Origin of the sequence: Sphingomonas lacunae (genome assembly GCF_012979535.1) — a bacterium.
Classification (GTDB): domain Bacteria; phylum Pseudomonadota; class Alphaproteobacteria; order Sphingomonadales; family Sphingomonadaceae; genus Sphingopyxis; species Sphingopyxis lacunae.
The window spans coordinates 53382-72240 of the sequence record NZ_CP053015.1 but is presented as its reverse complement, the minus strand read 5'-3'; the positions used below and the strand labels follow the sequence as shown (position 1 = coordinate 72240).

Below are 18859 nucleotides of genomic sequence, written 5' to 3'. Positions count from 1 at the left end.
AAGGCCTAGCAAGCCGTAACGGCGCTGTCAGTTCCTTTTTAGGGTTTTCGCCCTGAATGGACCGCCGAATATAGTTCAACCGGCACGCTGTTGCGCCGTTACGTGCACGGGGCGGGTGTTGATGATCCGATTATATGGTATGAAGGCGCCACGGTGACGGCGACCAGCCGCCGCCATCTGTTCGCCGATAATCAGGGGAGCATCGTGGGCATCACCAACGGCACCGGCGCGCTGCTGGCGATAGACCGTTATGACGATTGGGGTGTGCCCGACGCCACCAACCTTGGCCGGTTCCAGTTTACCGGCCAGGCGTGGATCCCCGAGCTTGGCATGTACCACTACAAGGCCCGCATCTACTCACCGACGCTGGGCCGGTTCCTGCAGACGGACCCCATCGGCTATCAGGACCAGATGAACCTCTATGCCTATGTGGGGAATGATCCGCTGAATGGGCGGGATCCGATGGGGATGTATGAATGTAAAACAATCGACGCTTGTGCAGCAGCTAGAAGTGCGCAGGGTGCAATGGAGGCTGCTCGGAATTACTATCTAAGGCAGGCTCGCAATATGTCGGCCTCTCCAGCCCAGAATCACGCTTTTCGCGCAGCAGCGGCTGCGATAGGGCGAATGATGGACAGGTTCGGAACAGAAGGTAGCGGTGGTGTTACAGTGCAAACAGGCGAAATTTCCGGAACACCTGTAGGTCGCTATCATTTGGTAGGAAACATTATCGAAATAGACACGAGAAAAATCGAGAGAACGGGGTTGTCAGTAGGTGCAGTGGTGGCCCATGAGATGGTCCACCAAGGACAACAGGTAGGGGGTCTTAACCGACTCGAACGTGAAGTTAGGCCTTTTGTTATGTCATTTTTAATGAATAGAGCTGAATTTGGTGATTTCGCAGGATCAAATTTGGATTGGAGAGGTTATTTACATTTTAGAATGTCAAGTTATTGTCTTATTAGATCTACATGTTCTCAAGATATAGATAGTGCTATTGATGCAGAGGCTGGGAGGCCGATGTTTCCATGACTAAATATATATTTATATTATTCTTGGCTTGTTCAGGCTACCTTAATCAAAGCCAACAAATAAATAATGTATCATATCAAGAATATTTAAATATTCCAAAATGTTGGTCAACAAGTGAAGGCGACATTCAAGCAATACTCATACTTGTTGAAAACAAGACGGAAGTTTTCACAAATTTTGTGTCTGTAAGGTGCTACACATCTATTCAAGGTCGCGATAATACTATTAATGTGGCGATAAATGCCTTGAAAATCATCGATGATAAAGGTTTTATATCGGAAAATGGGTTAAGTTATAATAGATTTATCTCAAATACTGTAGATGATTTAGATGGCCAATGGGATAAAGCAAAGATTTTTGCTTTCAAAGGCAAAATAGCCAGAATCAGCGTGGCGGAGGCGCCAGATGGAGTTTTTTATACTATAGAATCTGTGGAAATAGTCAAAAAATTGAATATAAATTTTGAGCAGTTTTCTGATATAACTCCAGACAAAAGGAGGGAATTGTATTGCGATTCAATTTTTTGTTGAAATTGCTGGTGCGAACCTCGTCTGGGAATTGAACAACGGAATTACGGTGACACGTCCACATTTACCCGAATTGTCGCTGCCAATGTCGCCCGCACCTACAGCGTCAACGGCCTCAACCAATATCTGACAGCTGGCACGGCGAGCTTCACCTATGATCCGCGGGGCAACCTCACTTCGGATGGATCGACCAGCTACACCTATGATGTGCAGAACCGCCTGATCGCGGCTACCGGCGCGCGCACCGCCAACCTCATCTATGATCCGCTCGGTCGCCTCTATGAAACCTCGGGCGGCAGCGCGGGGGTAACGCGGTTCCTCTACGATGGGGATGAGTTGGTCGCCGAATATAGTTCAACCGGCACCCTGTTGCGCCGATATGTGCACGGGGCCTCTGTTGATGATCCGATTATATGGTATGAAGGCGCCACGGTGACGGCGACCAGCCGCCGCCATCTGTTCGCCGATAATCAGGGGAGCATCGTGGGCATCACCAACGGCACCGGCGCGCTGCTGGCGATCGATCGCTATGACGATTGGGGCGTGCCCGACGCGACCAACCTTGGCCGGTTCCAATATAGTCGAGGCACGCGCCTGTCCGGGGGACAGGCAAGTCCCGAGACCCAGGCGTGGATCCCGGAACTGGGCATGTACCACTACAAGGCCCGCATCTACTCACCGACGCTGGGCCGGTTTTTGCAGACTGACCCCATCGGCTATCAGGACCAGATGAACCTCTATGCCTATGTCGGCAATGATCCGCTGAATATGCGCGATCCGACGGGGATGGCAACCTATGTGAATAGGCCTATTATTGTTATTGGTCCTAGAGACACAAATTCCATCCTGCATACATTTCCAGCACTGAATTACGCTAATGGGTATAGTCCAGGGACTGAGAGTAATAAGGACATCGTTGTCACCGGACGCAGGCCGAAAAAGAAAAATCCATACTGCTTGGCTGATAACGGTCGGCGGATTGTAGGTGCAGGTCCGAGGACTCTCGACGACGGCGTAGTTACCTTCCATGGCGCAAATCTAGACTTTTCGCTGGTCTTTGGCGCAGGCATCTCCTTCCTCAGGTTCCATGACGCGTATTCAGGTTCGGAAGGCGTTATTGCTGTCGGCTCAGCGCACCTCGGGTTGTATGCCTCTCTTGGATATTCGGGCGGTGTATCACCGGATTTGAGGTCGCTTGTCGGGCAAGGCACAGCGTTACGGGCTGGCGCGATCGTCGGCATTGATTCCTCTTTCGATGGCGACGGGAATCTGGCTGCAATCCAAGGCGGACTCGAAGGTGGGGGCGGTGCAGCTGCAAGTATGACCCGCGGCAGAGTCGTCAGCTCAAATATTCCTGAGTGTTAAAATTATGTGGAAGATCGCCTATATAGCCCTGCTCATCGTTCACACGGTCTTCCTTGCCGAGATCGGCAAGTATGCGTTTTATACGATACCGGCGATGGTAGTTCTTGGGCTTATAATTTTTGGACCTGTAATCCGCAATGTCATTCACCGCAGATAGTATCTGATCCCGTCGCCTCGAATGCCGGGGAACTACGGTGACGGGAATTACGGTGACACGTCTGTAAACCCCCAAATACGCGCACCAGTCGCATCCGTTGACAGGTCGTCCATGCCCACCACTTGCCGCGTGGCGCGGCACCTCGGGCAGGGTGCTGCTGATCGGTAAGCGCTGCCCCCTTGGCGACTTGGCGTCTTGGCGCGAACTCTTTTGCCTGTCGCGTTCCCCGGCGAAGGCCGGGGCCCAGGGCGAAGGTGGACATCCCAAACAGCCAGTGGGACGTTTGTGCCATAGTGCTCCTGACCCCGACTTTCGTCGGGGTACACCGAAACTGCTGGTCAGAGGCGTATAAGAACAAAAACGGATCAAATTCTGCTTTCCTACAGGGCACCGGGTATGAGACCCTCCCGCCATGCTGGCGATCCTGCTCCTCTCCCAATTTCTTCTCCGCGCTCTTCTCCGCGCCTCCGCGCCTCCGCGCGAACCCTTTCCTTCTCCCAAGGGGAGAAGGATGCGGAGCATTATGGAGCGAAGCGGCGTCAGGCGAAGCGGGATGAGGGTGGCGGGCGCGGCAGAGGCGACCAAGAGATTCCCGGGACTCAGCGCCACCCACCCTCTCCAAGCTCCGCTAGCCAGCAAGCTGGCAAGCGTCCCTATCCTCTCCCGCCAGCGGGAGAGGGGTGTGGCGCCCAGCCCTCCACCACCCGTCGGCCCGGACCTGATCCGGGCCTGCTCTCCTCAAAACGCCGCCGTCGCGCCCGCAACACAGCGGCCCCGGATCAGGTCCGGGGCGACGACTGTTAGCAACGCCAAGGCACCACGGCAGCCCTCACTGTATTACTGTCTTAGGTTGACACCACAGCCCAAAAACCGCCCTCAAACCCGCAGGCGGCCGTCGTTTACCCCCCATATAGTGTCAAGCACAGCGTCACGCTGTAGCGCGATTTTGCGGCCCGTGGAGCAGACCAGCAGGGCACCAGCGGTTCGCGGCGGTGCCGCCGGGCCGGGTCAGCCCAGCAGCCGGTCGGGCAAAATTTTGGCTGGCGTCACGCCGAGCGCCGTCAGTTCCTTTGGCCAGTCGCCGCCGGTAATCAGCGCGGCGCTGATCGCCGCCATGGCGGGTGCCGTCTGGATGCCATAGCCGCCTTGTCCCGCCAGCCAGAAAAATCCCGGCGCGTCGGGAGCGAAACCCGCGGTGGGCACCCGGTCGGCAACAAAGCTGCGCAAACCGGCCCAGCGGTGGGCGATGCGGACGACCGGCAGGGTGGTATATTGCTCCGCCTGCCAGGCGGCGAGCGCGAGGTCATACTCCTCCGGCTGTGCATCACAGGGCTCGCTCGGCACTTCATCGACGGGCGATGCCATCAATCGCCCGCTGTCGGGCAGCATGTAGAAATCATCGGTCGCGGTCTTGGTGAAGGGCCAGTCATTGACCGCCATGCCTGCGGGCGGATCGATGACGATCATAGTCCGCCGTTTGGGCTCAAGGCCAAGCGGACGCACGCCGGCGAGTGCGGCCAGTTGGTCAGCCCAGGCGCCGGCCGCGTTGACCAGGATCGGCGCGGCATGGCTGCTGCCGTCTGCGGTTGTTACCTGCCAAAGGCCGTCAGACCGGTGGATCCCACCGACCCGCTGGCCGTTGATGATCGTGCCGCCGCCGCGCCGCACGATCCGGGCATAGCCCTGCATCAGGGCGTCGGTGTCGAGTTTGAGGCCGCTGCTGTCGACGACCCCGGCGATGATCGCGTCTTGACCCGTCCTCAGCACCGGGACCAGCTCAAGCATCCCGGCCTCATCGACCTCGCTGATTGTGTCCGTGAACCGTCGCATCGATGTGGCCAGCTCCGCCAATGTCGGCAGCATGGCTTCCGTCGCGATGAACAGGGCCGATTTGGACTTGGCGAGCGGATAGTCGCTGAATCCCGCCGGTGGCTCTTGGAAGAAAGCGCGACTGAAGCTGGTCAGGCCGCGCACCGTCGCATTGCCGATGCCATAGTGACAGAAAGTCGCGCTTCGCCCGGAGGAGTGATAGCCGAGTGCCGTTTCCGCCTCGATCACGGTGACATTGCCCGACAGCGTCAGCCGCGCCGCGGCCGAAAGTCCGGCGATGCCGCCGCCGATGACAAGGAAGTCCGCGCATTGCATGGCCATGGTCTATCGACAATGGTACAGCGCGTCATCCCCCCTTCAATCGGATTTCTCCAGCGATTTCCTTACTCAACCGTCACGGGAGTCAGCCGGGGTGAAAGCAGGTGAATGGCCGTCACAGCCAGAAAATAGGTGGCGGTGCATACGGCAAAGATCAGGGTATAGTTGCCGCCGGTGGCATCAAGGACGAGTCCGGTGGACTTCGCCATGATCATGCCGCCGATGCCGCCTGCAAATCCGCCCAGGCCGATCGCCGACCCCACGGCCCGTTTGGGGAACATGTCTGGTGGCAAGGACAGCAGGTTGGAAGAGAAGGACTGGTGTCCGGCGAGAGCGATGCCGATCAGGACGACCGCCAGCCACATATTGTCGACGCCGGTGACGAACAGCAACGGCAGGACGCACATGCCCGATACTATCATGGTGATCTTGCGAGCAAAATTGGCGCTGTGGCCGTTCTGGATCAGCCGTGACGACAGCCATCCGCCGGCGATGCTGCCAACATCCGACAAGAGGTACATGATGATCATGGGCAGGAGCACGACCTTGAGATCAACATCATAGGTGCTGGCGAAATATTTCGGCAGCCAAAACAGCATCAGGAACCAGACAGGGTCGGTCAGGAATTTGGCGACGGCAAAGGCCCATGCCTCCCTTTTGGTGACAATCCGGCTCCAGCCGATCTGTTGGACCTGCTCGGGCGGGTCATGCTCGATCCAGGCCAGCTCGCCTTCGCTAACCCGCCCGCTCTCGCGCGGATTGCTGTAGTGCCAAAGCCAGATGATGAGGAGGATGACCCCGAAAATGCCGGTGATCCAGAATGTCTCGCGCCAGTCAAAGCCGAGCAGGTGCATGAACAGGGCAATGGTCGGCGCAGTCAGGATGACGCCGATGGTGGTGGCGCTGTTGACCCAGCCGATCGCATAGGCCCGCTCCTTTTGCGGGAACCATTCGCTGCTGGCGCGGACCACGGCGGGGAAATGGCCGGCTTCGCCGACGCCCAGAACCACACGGGCTGCCATAAATGCGGTCACCGAAGAGGCGAAGCCGTGGGCGATGTGGCCGACGGTCCATACGCAGATGGCAATGGCATAGCCAATCTTTGGCCCGAACCGGTCGATCAGCCAGCCCATGACCAAAAAGCCGCAGGCATAAGCGGCCTGAAAGGCGGTAACGATGTTGCCATAGTCATTTTCGCTCCAGCCGAGTTCGACGCTGAGATCAGGAGCCAGTAGGCCCAGCATGGTCCGGTCAATGTAGTTGATCGTTGTTGCGACGAACAACAGGGCGACTATCGACCAGCGATAGTGTCCCTGTTTGATCACGGGTGGCGGCGTGGCGGCGGTATGGCTGGCCTCTGTCATGGCTTTCTCCCGGGCGGCTCCGGTTCTTGTCTGCCGGTCGCCGCATTGTTGCTATGGGCTCTACCCTGTTGTCTTCGTCGTGGGCGTAGCTGCCCGCGTCCGGCACCTGACTGTCCATTGTCCGTCAAAGCAGGCCGCTGCCTCGCTACAGGGCTTGATGACATGCACGCCGCTGATGGCTCCGGCCGAGACCCAGAATGGCCCGCCGCCGCCAATGCCCCGTTCGGCCAGATTGCCAAGCAGGAAGCGCACCGACTCTATGGGGCCGCCGGGCAGACTGGTCATGTCGCCTTCGCCCTGATCGACGCCATTGATCGACATGGCGGCATGCAAGCGGCTCAGGTCGCGATGGCGCCAGTCGGGCAGGGCAGGGCCCACGACCAGACCGGCATTGTTGCCGAAATCGGACGCTGTCACGAGAGGTCCCAGCGCATTGATGCCTGCAAAGGGCGAACTGGCCACTTCAATTCCGACATGGACCGCATCGATCAGATCAAGGATCGCGGCGTCATCAAGTGCAGCGGGATTGTCCGAAACCTGTGTGACCCGGAGCAGCATTTCCGCTTCCACAGCGGCAAAGCCGTCGGCAAAGACTGGCATCTCGATCATGGTGCCGGCGGTCGCATGGACGATGCTGCTGGCGAATATCGGCCCGGCAAGCCGGGTCGTGCCCAATTGGCTGGCCTGTGGCTCATGAACCCTGCCGACTTTCCAGCCGCCAATGGGTTCATCGAACAGGTCTATCGCGCGGGACTGGATTGCATAGGCTTCGGCAAAGCTTTGCGGCAGAGTTCCGGGATAATCCGGCACTGTTGTTGCAGTGCGTCGGGCAGTGACAAAGGCGCGTGCGGCCAGCAGCGCTTGTCCTGGTGCAGGATCATTGACGGGGCCCTCAGGATCAGAAGTGCGCAAGTGCATGGCGCCATTGTCCGGCAACGTGTCTCTCCCGTCTGCGATCTTGTTGACCGTGGTGGCGGGCGTATAGGAAACCGGTGTCAATGGCAAGAAGGCTTATTGCCCTGCGGCTTTGCTTTGTGCGCTGATAGAGGCTGGCACGACTGCATCATTAGCCCTAGAGAGAAGGAATGAAGCGCACGGGGCAGCCTACAATCAACGACGTCGCCCGTTTGTCGGGTGTGTCCAAGAAGACCGTCAGCCGGGTCATCAACCAGTCGCCGCTGCTCAATGAAGAGACACGTCGGCGGGTGGAGGAGGTTATTGCCGAGCTGGGCTATGTTCCCAATCCTCAGGCTCGAGCTCTCGCTTTGCGGCGCAATTTTCTGATCGGCTTGATCCATGACAATCCGAATGGGCAGATGGTGCTGGGTGTGCAGGAAGGCATCCTCGAGGCCATCAGGGAAACCAGCTATGCCTTGGTAGTCCGGCCGGTTGATCGCCGATCACCGACCATGGTTGCTGACATCCGCAATTTCCTTGAGCAGCAGCGGTTGGCCGGGGTTCTGCTGTTGCCGCCAATCTCCGAGAATGAAGAGTTGGCTTCCATGTGCCGTGAGATCGGTTGCGCCTATGTGCGAATGGGATCGACCACGCTCGATGATCCGGAGCATCTGGTCGCCTCAAACGATCGAGATGCGGTCGCAGAGGCGGTTCGGCATATCATTTCCCTCGGCCACCAGCGGATCGGCTTTATTGCTGGCCCTCCCGGCTTCAGGTCCGCTGAGGAGCGGATGGCTGGGTTTGAGCATGCTTTGGCCGAAGCCGGCATTACGATCCCGCGATCGATGATTGCAGATGGCAATTATACCTTCGATTCGGGAAGGGCTGCAGCTGAAAGGCTTCTCGACCTCAGCCCCAGACCAACGGCTATTTTTGCATCGAATGACGAGATGGCGGCCGGCGTCTTGCATGCCGCACGGCAGCGTGAGTTGCGCGTGCCGGACCAACTGTCGATCGTCGGGTTCGACGATACGGCCATAGCCGCACATATGTGGCCGCCTTTAACCACGGTGCGCTGGCCGATCGTATCTATGGCCAGAGCGGCGGCGCTCAAGCTGATTGATCCCGACCATGCGGCTGATGAGCCGTCATTGTTCCTTTCGAGCCTGATTCGCCGGTCGTCGGTCGCTGCTCCGCCAAAAGGATGAAGCGCCGGGTTGTATCCCGTCTTGACACCGGTTACCATTGGCCGGAATTTCACGCAATGTCGGCCTGCGGGCCGGAGCAATTGGGACGGCACATATATGAAAATCGCGCTGATCATCGAGAACAGCCAGGCGGCGAAGAACGCGCTTGTCCATGAGGCATTGGTGGCGGTTGCCGAACCGCTTGGTCATGAGGTTTTCAATTATGGCATGTATTCGGCGGAGGACAGTGCTTCCCTGACTTACGTGATGAACGGTCTGCTGGCGGGCATATTGCTGAATTCAAAGGCTGCGGACTTTGTTGTCACTGGCTGTGGCACAGGAATGGGTTCGATGCTGGCCTGTAACGCCATGCCAGGAGTTTTCTGCGGCCTCGTCATCGATCCGACGGATGCTTTCCTGTTCAGCCAGATCAATGATGGCAATGCAATTTCCATGCCCTATTCGAAAGGGTTCGGCTGGGCTGCTGAGCTGAATCTGCAAGATTGTTATCGCAAGATATTCGAAAATGAAGGCGGTGCCGGCTATCCCAAGGAGCGGGCACACTTCATGGCTGCCAATCGAAGCAAGCTGAAGGACATGAAGGCTGCATCCTGCCGCGACATGGTGAGTGTTCTAAAAGGCGTCGATCAGGATCTCCTCAAGGCAGCCATCGCTGGCGAACATTTCGCCGATTTCTTTTATCCGAATTGTCAGGATGATGACATTGCCGCCTATCTGCGCGGGCTTTGATCTTCATGACGATTTCCTTTGATCTGACTGGCAAAGTCGCACTTGTCACAGGTGCCAATACCGGCATTGGCCAGGCCATCTCCCTTGCCCTTGCCGAGGCCGGGGCCGATGTTGCCGTCGCGGGTCGATCCGAACCGACTGAGACGCTGGATCTTATCGAGGCGACCGGGCGCAAGGTGGTCAATATCCGAGCGGATCTGGGATCGGTTGAACCTGTGCAGCGGGTGGTGGAAGAGGCGCTAACCGGACTTGGCCGACTCGACGTCCTCGTCAACAATGCCGGTATCATCCGCCGCGCCGATCTGCTCGATTTCAGCGAGGAGGATTGGGACGCGGTAACAGACACGAACCTCAAGTCTCTGTTTTTTCTCAGCCAGGCCACCGCGCGCCATATGGTGGAGCGCGGGTCAGGCAAGATCATCAACATTGCTAGCCTGCTGACCTTTCAGGGCGGCATTCGTGTGCCCAGCTATGCTGCTGCCAAGTCCGGGGTTGGAGGGGTGACCAAGGCGATGGCCAATGAATTGGCTGCCAAGGGTGTACAGGTCAACGCCATCGCCCCTGGATATATTGCAACGAACAACACTGCTGCATTGCAAGCGGATGAAACCCGCAACCGGCAGATTGTGGAACGCATACCCGCCGGACGATGGGGCCGACCAGAGGATATTGCCGGAGCCGCGGTTTTTCTCGCGTCTTCGGCCTCGGATTATGTCACTGGCCATATCCTTGCCGTCGACGGCGGCTGGCTTGCGCGCTAGCCAGATGGTCATGACCCGCCCAGTCCTTTTCTTCGGTGAGCTGCTGATCCGTCTGACTGCGCCGGGGCATGAACTCCTGATGCAATCACCTTCGCTTTCCCTGCATGTTGGCGGGGCAGAGGCCAATGTCGCTATCGGCCTTGCCAGCCTCGGCCATGACTGTGTGATGATCAGCCGCGTGCCCGACAACGCCTTGGGCCGCGGCGCTGTCGCGGAAGTTCGCGGGCGTGGTGTGGATTGTCGCCATGTGAGCACCGGGCCAGGTCGCATGGGCCTCTATTTCCTCAGCGTCGGAGCCGGGCTGCGCGCATCGGAAATAGTCTATGACCGCGGTGGGTCGAGCTTTGCCTCAGCTCCGGGTGAGGGCGTGGATTGGGATGTCGTGCTCGGCGGCGCCTGCTTGCTGCACCTTTCGGGCATCACCCCCGCGCTTGGCCCCGCCGCGGCCGAAGCCGCGCTGAAGGCCGCCCGCGCCGCCCGCCGCATTGGCGTGCCGGTGTCGTTCGACGGCAATTACCGGGCCATGTTGTGGGACGCGTGGGACAGTAATCCGCGCGCCATACTGTCTGACCTCATCAGCATGGCCGACATATTGTTTGGCAATCACCGCGATCTTTCGCTGGCGCTGGGACATGATTTTTCGGGAGATGGAGCGGATCGGCGGCGTGAAGCGGCGGAGGCTGGCTTTGCTGCCTTCCCGCATCTCAAGCTCATTGCTTCAACCGCTCGCCATACCGTCAGCGCGGATCATCACCGCATTGCCGCCCGGATCGACCAACGCGATGGCGCGTACCAGACCGAAGAGATTGACGTCACCGGGATCGTTGACCGCATCGGAGCAGGTGATGCCTTTGCCGCAGGTGTCCTTCATGCGCATCTGTCCGGCGGCGACGTAAAGGCGATGGCTGAAACGGGTCTTGCCCTGACTGTGCTGAAACATTCGCTGCCTGGTGACGCGAGCCTGTTCGGGCAAGGCGACATTGACGCCTTCATTGCTGGCGGACTTGATGTCCGGCGGTGAGGGGTTGAGCCGCCGTGCCGTTATGGCGGGCGGGGTTGTGGCGGGGATGATGCTTGCGTCGCGGGCGGACGCCGCCTTGCCAATTGCGCCATGGGCCTTTGCGCCGTCGGGACGCTATTTTTCGATCAGCCCGACAATGTTCAGCGGCATCAGATATGGTCTTGTTCCGGGCCGCTTTGCAGCGCCGAGGCCTGTGACTGACAGTGCGGCGGATATCCCGACGGGTCGTCTGATCCCTTCCTGTCCGCAGGTCGGGGGCCGCTACCCCTTGGTTGATGAAGATTGTCTCTTCCTCAATGTCTTCACGCCTGGCAGGACGCCGTTGGCGGATCAGCGCCTGCCGGTCATGGTCTATTTCCATGGCGGTGCCTATTCGGCGGGCAGTGTGGCTGACCCGCTCAATGATGGCACGGAGTTGGCCCGGCGCGGCGATGTCGTCGTCGTCACCGTCAACCACCGGCTCAATGCGTTCGGCTATCTTTATCTGCCAGACCGTTTCCCCGACAGCGGCAATGCGGGCCAGCTTGACCTGATCTGTGCGCTCCAGTGGGTCCAGCGCAACATTGCGGCCTTTGGCGGTGATCCAGGCAATGTCACGCTGTTCGGCCAATCAGGAGGTGGGGCCAAGATCGCCACGCTGATGGCGATGCCCGAGGCGGCGGGCCTGTTCCACAAGGCGATCACCATGTCGGGCCAGCAAGTGACGGCATCAGGGCCGCTCAATGCTGCGCGTCGTGCCCGTGCATTCCTTGATCAACTGGGGCAGGGCGTTGATCCCGCCACCGCCCCGGTCGAGCAACTGATTGCCGCGCTGTCGGCCACCGACCCCATTTTGGGTGGTGGTGTTTACATGGGCCCGGTGCTTGATATGCGGCACCTGCATCGACACCCCTTCTGGCCCGATGCCCCGTCGCAGTCGGCGCATATTCCCATGCTGCTCGGCAACACTGTCCTGGAAACGCGGGCGTTTTATCCGGCTGACGGGCGTGTTCTCCTGGGACTTGACTGGGCCAATCTTGCGGAGCGCATCGCGCCTGAGATGCGGGTCGATATCGAACCGCATTGGGTCGTAGCCCAGTTCCGGACACACTATCCTCACGCCGCGCCGGAGGAACTGTTCCATCGTATCGTCACGGCAGCACGCAGTTGGCGTGGGCAGGTGGAAGAGGCAGAGGCACGAGCCCGGGATGGCCAAGGCAACACCTTTGTCTACCAACTGGACTTTGAACAGGCGATGCATACGGATGACATTGGTCTGTCGTTTGGCACCTTCACTGATAGCACACCCGAACGACAGGCCATGAGCCGAACGATTATGGATGCCTTCGTTCGCTTTGCCCGTACGGGCAACCCGGGTTGGCCAGCCTATGAACTGCGCCATCGCAAGACCATGCTGTTCGATGTCCACAGTCATGTGGAAAATGATCCCAGGCGGTGGGAAAGGCAATTATTTGCTCATGTGCCCTATATCCAACCGGGCAGTTGATGCTATGCTGAGACGGTAAGCAAATGAATTGACGCGATAAATGCCATATTAATTGTTCTTTTGTTTGCTTTGTCTCGGGACCTTGATCAGAGAGATGAGGGTCTTTGTTGAAATGCTGAGGGTGAGACATTTGACAAGGCAAGCGAAGAGGAGGCCGCTATGAAGCGTCTACTCTCTCTGTCGCATATTCCGCCCGTCGATTCTGCTTTGATCAAGCGGTTGATGTCCCCTCAGTCAACAGAGATACTCGGGCGAGTTGCTCGAACTGCGGCCTCCATCTGCGATACGCCGATGAGCTTTGTTTATCTGACGCATGGGGGTGATTGGCTGTTGCTCGCCTCTCATGGATTGACCGTTTCCCGGGCAATGCATTGGGATAGTAATGACTATGATTATGTCGACTTGGGCCCCAGCGTATTTGAAGTCGGGGATACAGCGCAGCACCCCGAGTTAAGCTTGGCTGGATTTGTCAGGTCAGGCCCGCAGTTCCGCTATGTTATTGGCGCCCCGCTATGCACTGATGCACGGCTGGGCAGGGGCAATTACGTCGGTCTGGTTTGCGTTGATTTCGAGCCAAGGATGGTCGACCCTCGACGTCAGGCCAAAGTGCAGCAGCTGGCCCAAATGTCTGGTGATATCATCGATATGATGATGACATTGTTCGTGGAAAAGCGCGCCACTGATCCGAATGTGCGTGAAACGCACAAGCCGATGCCAGCCATCGGCCATATTGTGGAGCCGCAAGTGGCCGGTGCGGATGCCCAAGCGCATGACCCTCTGGCTGTTGAACAATTCCTTCTGGAAACCTTGTTGCATCAGCCACGCATGCTCAGGCGCGGCAATCGCCGTTATTTCGGAGTCCGGACATGGCGCAAGTCGATCAAGCGGTTTCAGATTGACGCGCTCAAGGCCTTGAAGTTGAGGGGCTCCATTCCCTTTGTCGATGCGATTGCCAGTGAGTTGGCAGGGATTGTCCGCGAGATTTACGGCGATGTTGGCAATGCCATCATCGTACCGGTGCCGTGCGGCCATTCTGGACCGGGGTGCTTGAGTTGCCGGGTTGCCAAGCGAATGTCGGAACTGATGCAGGTCGATTTTCAGGAGGCATTTGAACCGATCGCTGTCAAAGGGACGTCGCATCCCGCGACCAATGTGCGGAGACCCCGGATGAAGTTGGCCGAAACCATCACCCGGCCGGTTATCTTGGTTGACGATGTGGCAACGTCAGGCTCGCATCTTGAGGAGGCCGCCAGTCTTTTGGCTCAATCCTCTCCCAATGTCTGGCCGCTGGCCTGGATCGCTGATTAGGGGCGCGAACCTGCGGCTGTGGCCTGTGTGACCGGGTAGGCGATGATCAGATTGAGTGGCACCTCCCCGGTCTGGCGGATCCCAACCACAGCGCCGCTGTAAAGATAGGCGGCCATACCCGGTTCCAGGACTGACGTTACGCCGTCAGAGGTGACCTCGCCGCGCCCCGAAAGGACGTAATAGACTTCATCATGATCAATAAGGTGTTCGCCTATGGCTGCGCCGGGGTCGAGAGCACGGCGTCGGAATTCCATTGTTCGGGGCTGGGGCACGACATCGCTGATTCGCCATGCGGTTGACATGCCGATCGCTCCATGAGGTGGTGGCTCCCGACGCATGACATCCTGTTCGTCAACCACGACCATGGGCGGCGCGGTGCCGAGCAACAGGGTCAAGAGAAGGCTCATTCCCCTCGACTCCGCCGATCGCGGGGGGACAGGTTTTCCTGTGGCGCGGCAAAAGCCGTCTGGCCCGGGTATCGGCCAGACAGGGGGGTCATGGTCGCCAGGTCCCATTGCCCTTCGATGAAGGCTGCGTTGGTCGGGGTCGACGCGGGATAGCTGCTGACCTCACTCTCATCATCAATGATGTCTCCGCGTCCTTCGGCCACAAAGAAAAGGACGCGGATGTCATCGGCGCTGCGGTCCCATGGTCGGGCACCTGCCGTTGCCAGAACCGAGGTTTCAACGTCCCGAGCTTCAAGAATGCGATAGCCGTCGAGCGGGGCCAACGGACGACGCGCATGGATAAGGCGGGCGCGAGTTTCGCCGTAGCGCCCGAATTGGGGGAGGGCATTGCCATGCCGGTCCACAGCTAGATTATCCCTGCCGTAATAGCTCAGGTCTCCGTCGCCGCCCAACATCAGGAAGGGCAGGCCTTCGTCCGTATCATTGCCGCCGCGCATGACATTGCCGATCGCGGTGATCTGGCCGTCGACATAGGGCTGGCCGGTCCATTCCAGCGCCATCAGATTGTAGTGCAGCGCGCGATGACCCGGATTGTAGATAAGGTTGTTGATCATGAGCACCTGCGCGCCACCTTTGACCAGCGGATGGCGCTCGACATTATGGGCCCAGACGTTGCGGTAAAAGACAATGCCGGTTGCATTGTCGTGGATCAGTGAGCCTTTGCTGTGTTCCCCCTTTGGGTGGCTTGAATCCGCGAGCCCTTCGGCGGCCAGATTGTTGCTGAAGACAATGTTCCGACTGGTCCCGGCGCGCCATTCCTCAACCGAATTGCCAGTAAAGCGCGGACCAGACGCGGACATGTTCTCGTCAACGCCCCACAGGAAACTGCATTGATCAATCCACACATTGGCAGCTGCGACCGTAGACAAGGCGTCGGCTTCCCAGCCGCTTCGGCGTGGCTGGCCGTCGGCACCCGTGTACACGCGGATGTGGGAGAGGATGACGTCGTTGGTTCTGACGTCGATGCCTCCGCGGATGATGGTGATGCCGGGACTGGGCGCAGTCTGGCCTGCAATGGTAACAAAGGGCTGGCTGATGCTCAGGGTTGATCTGCCGAGGTCGATCACTCCGCCGACTTCGAAAACTATGATCCGTGGGCCGGTGGCGTCGAGCGCTTCGCGGAGCGTGCCGGGTCCGGAGGCGGCGAGGCTTGTGACGCGGATGATGCGTCCGCCGGCACCGCCGCTGGTTGGTGCGGGTAGAGTGCCAGCTAGAGCCACCCCGCGAGCCTGAGCCTGGGCGGATTCGATCGGTGCGTTTGCCAAAAAGTAAGCAAAAGCAATGAGTTGAAGACATATGAAAAATCGGCGCATGACTCTCTCCCGCACACTGCTTGACAGAAGCGGGCGTCCCCTGCAATAACCAATGACACCGGTTACCCAAAAGGGCGCCGTGACAAGAGACGTCTAGAACAGGACGCGCAGGGGAGAGGCTGACGGGATGGATGCGATTCGAGTCGCCCGCATCCTGTGCTAAAGTCCTTCCGTGCGGCGTCGCAGGGAGGTTAAAGCCAATGAAGAGGCCGTTTTCGCGAATTTCCGCCTTGCGCGTCGCGCTGGTATTGAGCTGCGCCACCGGGCTGGCCACCGCGGCCCACGCGCAGGATGCCACGACCGCATCCGATGAGGTTAGTGTCAGCGCAGAGGATGCCGGCGACATTGTTGTCACCGGTTTCCGTCAGTCCCTTGAGGCCGCGCTGAACGTCAAGCGCGACTCTGTTGCGGCGGTCGATGCCATCGTCGCCGAGGATATGGCCAAATTCCCGGACCAGAATCTTGCAGAGTCTCTCCAGCGCATTCCCGGCATCTCGATCCAGCGTGATGGTGGCGAAGGCCGGGCGATCACCGTGCGCGGCCTTGGCGCGCAATTCACCCGCGTCCGGGTCAATGGTCTGGAAACCGTAGCAACCTCGACTGACGGGGCGGCTGCCAACCGCGATCGCGCCTTTGACTTCAACGTCTTTGCCTCCGAACTGTTCAACTCGATCGTCGTGCGCAAGACGGCCGAAGCCTCGCTTGACGAAGGGTCGCTCGGTGCCGTGGTTGATCTCAACACCGGTAACCCGCTGGCCGGCCGGGCCGGCTTTACTGGCGCGTTGTCGATCCAGGGCAGCTATAATGACTTGTCGGACACGCTGGGCCCACGCCTCGCGGGCCTGTTGAGCTGGCGCAATGACGAGGGCACTTTCGGCGCGAGCTTTTCCGCTGCCTATTCGGATGCCAGCACCCTGCAGTTGGGCAATAATACGGTGCGCTGGGCCCAGGCCCGCTTTGATTCCGTGGATACCACCAATTGTTTCACCACCGCCAACAGTGGCGGCAGCTATGTCGCAAGCGCGGCCTGCGACCGGGCTGCTCTGTCGTTTCACCCGCGCATTCCGCGCTATGGCGTCATCTCTCATGACAAGACCCGTCTCGGCCTGACCGGGACCGTTCAATGGGAACCCAGCGATTCGACCAAATTCGAGATCAACGGCCTGTTTTCCCGCTTCGAGGAAGTGCGCGGCGAGCAATGGCTGGAAGTCTTGTTCCGCGGCAATGAGCGGTCGATCAATGTGATCAGCCCGACCTATGACGCCAACAACAACATGATTTCCGGCACCTTCAACGATGCCTGGGTGCGCACAGAAAATTACCGTCGTGAATCGACCACCGAATTCTATCAGATCGGCGGTGAATGGGAGCAGGAGGTCGGTGACAGCTTCCGTTTCACCCTGTTGGGTGGCCTGTCCAAGTCCGATGCCAGCATCCCGCTTGAAACGACGATGATCTATGATGATCGTGACGCCCAGAATTTCCGTTACGACTATACCGACATGGGCCGCCCGCTGATCAGCTTTGGCACCAGCGTCACCGATCCCGCCAATTTCCAGCTGGCTGAAATCCGTGATCGCCCGTCAAACGTCACCAACAAGTTCCGCACGCTGCAATTGCGTACCGAATGGGACGTCAGTGAAGGGTTCAGCATCCTTGCGGGTGCCGTCTATCGCCGCTTTGCCTTTGATACAGTCGCATTCCAGCGCGACACGGTGATCTGTGGCAATGGTGGTGCCCCGCGCATCACCACGTCAGTAGCCATCACATGTTCCCCGTCGAGCGCCTTTGGGCCGACCGCTGTCTACGGCTACCCGGGCACGGCCGCGCTGTCGCAGACTGTCACACTGGGCAACGCAGGTCAGCCGGATGGTACAACGTCAACCTGGATTGTTCCTGACCTCGCCACATCGACGACCTTCACCGGCCTCTATGGCATTACGCCAAGGGTTGATGCCGGCAACACGCGCAGCGTCGTTGAATCGGTGCGTGGCGGCTATCTGCAGTTCAACAATGAAGGGACGCTGTTCGGCATCGATTACGCGATGAATGCCGGCGTCCGTTATGTTGAGACACGGCAGAGCTCCGTTGGCCTGAACAATGGTGTCGCGACGACGGTTCGCCGCAGCTATGATGACTGGTTGCCGTCGATGAACCTGGCCCTGTTCCCTGCGGAAGACCTGATCGTGCGTTTCGCCGCATCGGACGTGATGACCCGGCCGACGCTGGGCAACCTGACCCCCGGCGGTTCGGTTGACGGTTTCAACTATCGGGTCAATTTCGGTAATCCGTTCCTCGAACCCTTCCGCGCCACCGCCTATGACCTGGCCCTGGAATGGTATTTCGCACCGCAGTCGATCTTCTCGGTCGCGCTGTTCCGCAAGGATGTGTCGAGTTTCCCGATTTCGGCATCGCGTTCGGGCACTTTTGCCTCGACCGGCCTGCCGCTCTCGCTGATCGCCGCTGGCTCCCCGGCAGCGGTCAATCCCGAAGCCCAACCCTGGACCATCAACAGCATTGGCAACGGTGCCGGAGCCAGGCTCGACGGCATGGAATTGTCGCTGCAAATGCCGTTGCGCTTCCTGCCGGGCAAGCTGAGCAATTTCGGCATCATCGCCAACGCGACCTTTGTCACGTCCGACGCCGATTATACGGTTCAGGGGCCATCGGTGGTGCCGGGTGGCGGCAATATTGCGGCAACCCGTTCGGCGACGCTGTTCGGCCTGTCCAAGCGCGCTTACAATGGCACGCTCTATTACGAGGAAGGGCCGTTCAGCGCCCGCGCTTCGGTCAGCTATCGCAGCCGGTTCATCGATGCCAATTCGGGCACCGGCAATGTATTTGAAGGCTATGGTTCGACGGTCAATGTCGATGCTTCGGTCCGCTATGCGATCACCGAGAATATCGAGGTCTCGGTCGAAGGCATCAACCTGACCGATGAATATCGGTATCGTTTCACCGATTTCGATGCGGACCGCAATTATGAGAACAACCACTTCGGTCGGACCATCTTGTTCGGTGCGCGCCTGAAAATCTGATGCGCGACACAGTCGATTGATGAAGGGCCGGACCATGC

At 58.9% G+C, this 18859-nt stretch carries 15 protein-coding genes; 10 read left to right on the top strand and 5 right to left on the bottom strand.

All coding sequences use genetic code 11. The features are described 5' to 3' along the window. Positions 1–90: 90 nt before the first annotated feature. The 3 genes from GV829_RS00270 to GV829_RS00260 are packed head-to-tail and all read left to right on the top strand — an operon-like array spanning position 91 to position 2924. The gene (locus tag GV829_RS00270; protein ID WP_246202915.1) at positions 91–1032 is read left to right on the top strand and encodes an RHS repeat-associated core domain-containing protein; all 942 of its coding nucleotides are present in this window, start codon (positions 91–93) and stop codon (positions 1030–1032) included. Then, the gene (locus GV829_RS00265; RefSeq protein WP_169943290.1) at positions 1029–1562 is read left to right on the top strand and encodes a hypothetical protein; all 534 of its coding nucleotides are present in this window, start codon (positions 1029–1031) and stop codon (positions 1560–1562) included. Before GV829_RS00270 ends, GV829_RS00265 begins: the two co-directional genes overlap by 4 nt. 21 nt (positions 1563–1583) lie before the next feature. Next, entirely contained in the window at positions 1584–2924 is a 1341-nt protein-coding gene (locus GV829_RS00260) for an RHS repeat-associated core domain-containing protein (protein ID WP_169947737.1), read from the top strand. 1165 nt (positions 2925–4089) lie between these two features. Here the strand turns inward: GV829_RS00260 and GV829_RS00255 are convergent. The 3 genes from GV829_RS00255 to GV829_RS00245 all read right to left on the bottom strand — a co-directional run bounded on the left by GV829_RS00255 (position 4090) and on the right by GV829_RS00245 (position 7598). Then, complete coding sequence (locus GV829_RS00255; protein WP_169943289.1) at positions 4090–5232, bottom strand: NAD(P)/FAD-dependent oxidoreductase; 1143 nt, start codon at positions 5230–5232, stop codon at positions 4090–4092. Between the two features lie 62 nt (positions 5233–5294). Then, positions 5295–6593: an MFS transporter gene (locus tag GV829_RS00250; protein ID WP_169943288.1), complete on the bottom strand. Its 1299-nt coding sequence runs from the start codon at positions 6591–6593 to the stop codon at positions 5295–5297. A 60-nt stretch (positions 6594–6653) separates the two neighbouring features. After that, positions 6654–7598, bottom strand: a complete 945-nt coding sequence (locus GV829_RS00245; RefSeq protein WP_246202913.1) for a 2-keto-4-pentenoate hydratase — start codon at positions 7596–7598, stop codon at positions 6654–6656. 80 nt (positions 7599–7678) lie between these two features. Here GV829_RS00245 and GV829_RS00240 point away from each other — a divergent pair, with 80 nt between their 5' ends. From GV829_RS00240 to GV829_RS00215, 6 genes are all read left to right on the top strand, one after another. Then, positions 7679–8698 (top strand): LacI family DNA-binding transcriptional regulator, encoded by a 1020-nt coding sequence (locus GV829_RS00240; RefSeq protein WP_169943287.1) that lies wholly within the window; start codon positions 7679–7681, stop codon positions 8696–8698. Positions 8699–8794: 96 nt separating this feature from the next. Continuing rightward, positions 8795–9427 (top strand): RpiB/LacA/LacB family sugar-phosphate isomerase, encoded by a 633-nt coding sequence (locus tag GV829_RS00235; protein ID WP_169943286.1) that lies wholly within the window; start codon positions 8795–8797, stop codon positions 9425–9427. A gap of 5 nt (positions 9428–9432) precedes the next feature. Next, complete coding sequence (gene kduD, locus GV829_RS00230; protein WP_169943285.1) at positions 9433–10188, top strand: 2-dehydro-3-deoxy-D-gluconate 5-dehydrogenase KduD; 756 nt, start codon at positions 9433–9435, stop codon at positions 10186–10188. Between the two features lie 4 nt (positions 10189–10192). Then, entirely contained in the window at positions 10193–11209 is a 1017-nt protein-coding gene (locus GV829_RS00225) for a sugar kinase (protein WP_425505426.1), read from the top strand. After that, positions 11196–12695, top strand: a complete 1500-nt coding sequence (locus GV829_RS00220; RefSeq protein ID WP_169947731.1) for a carboxylesterase/lipase family protein — start codon at positions 11196–11198, stop codon at positions 12693–12695. The genes GV829_RS00225 and GV829_RS00220 overlap by 14 nt, the downstream gene beginning before the upstream one ends. 291 nt (positions 12696–12986) lie before the next feature. Beyond that, positions 12987–14003: a hypothetical protein gene (locus GV829_RS00215; protein WP_169943284.1), complete on the top strand. Its 1017-nt coding sequence runs from the start codon at positions 12987–12989 to the stop codon at positions 14001–14003. On the opposite strand, the gene GV829_RS00210 is transcribed toward GV829_RS00215, so the two are convergent. Next, positions 14000–14410 carry a cupin domain-containing protein gene (locus GV829_RS00210; protein ID WP_169943283.1) on the bottom strand — a complete coding sequence of 137 codons (411 nt, stop codon included), beginning with the start codon at positions 14408–14410 and terminating at the stop codon, positions 14000–14002. The two genes, GV829_RS00215 and GV829_RS00210, sit on opposite strands and share 4 nt — an antisense overlap. Next, the gene (locus GV829_RS00205; protein WP_425505425.1) at positions 14407–15783 is read right to left on the bottom strand and encodes a pectate lyase family protein; all 1377 of its coding nucleotides are present in this window, start codon (positions 15781–15783) and stop codon (positions 14407–14409) included. Before GV829_RS00205 ends, GV829_RS00210 begins: the two co-directional genes overlap by 4 nt. A gap of 200 nt (positions 15784–15983) precedes the next feature. Between GV829_RS00205 and GV829_RS00200 the strand changes: the two genes are divergently transcribed. Next, positions 15984–18821, top strand: coding sequence for a TonB-dependent receptor (locus tag GV829_RS00200; protein WP_169943281.1), 2838 nt, complete (start codon positions 15984–15986; stop codon positions 18819–18821). Positions 18822–18859 lie beyond the last annotated feature (38 nt).

Coding starts and splice junctions, on each gene's coding strand:
- GV829_RS00210 (WP_169943283.1), bottom strand. CDS start 14,410: ATGAGCCTTCTCTTGACCCTGTTGCTCGGCACCGCGCCGCCCATGGTC.
- GV829_RS00205 (WP_425505425.1), bottom strand. CDS start 15,783: ATGCGCCGATTTTTCATATGTCTTCAACTCATTGCTTTTGCTTACTTT.
- GV829_RS00225 (WP_425505426.1), top strand. CDS start 10,193: ATGGTCATGACCCGCCCAGTCCTTTTCTTCGGTGAGCTGCTGATCCGT.
- GV829_RS00250 (WP_169943288.1), bottom strand. CDS start 6,593: ATGACAGAGGCCAGCCATACCGCCGCCACGCCGCCACCCGTGATCAAA.
- GV829_RS00215 (WP_169943284.1), top strand. CDS start 12,987: ATGAGCTTTGTTTATCTGACGCATGGGGGTGATTGGCTGTTGCTCGCC.
- GV829_RS00255 (WP_169943289.1), bottom strand. CDS start 5,232: ATGGCCATGCAATGCGCGGACTTCCTTGTCATCGGCGGCGGCATCGCC.
- GV829_RS00200 (WP_169943281.1), top strand. CDS start 15,984: ATGAAGAGGCCGTTTTCGCGAATTTCCGCCTTGCGCGTCGCGCTGGTA.
- GV829_RS00220 (WP_169947731.1), top strand. CDS start 11,196: ATGTCCGGCGGTGAGGGGTTGAGCCGCCGTGCCGTTATGGCGGGCGGG.
- GV829_RS00265 (WP_169943290.1), top strand. CDS start 1,029: ATGACTAAATATATATTTATATTATTCTTGGCTTGTTCAGGCTACCTT.
- GV829_RS00240 (WP_169943287.1), top strand. CDS start 7,679: ATGAAGCGCACGGGGCAGCCTACAATCAACGACGTCGCCCGTTTGTCG.
- kduD (WP_169943285.1), top strand. CDS start 9,433: ATGACGATTTCCTTTGATCTGACTGGCAAAGTCGCACTTGTCACAGGT.
- GV829_RS00235 (WP_169943286.1), top strand. CDS start 8,795: ATGAAAATCGCGCTGATCATCGAGAACAGCCAGGCGGCGAAGAACGCG.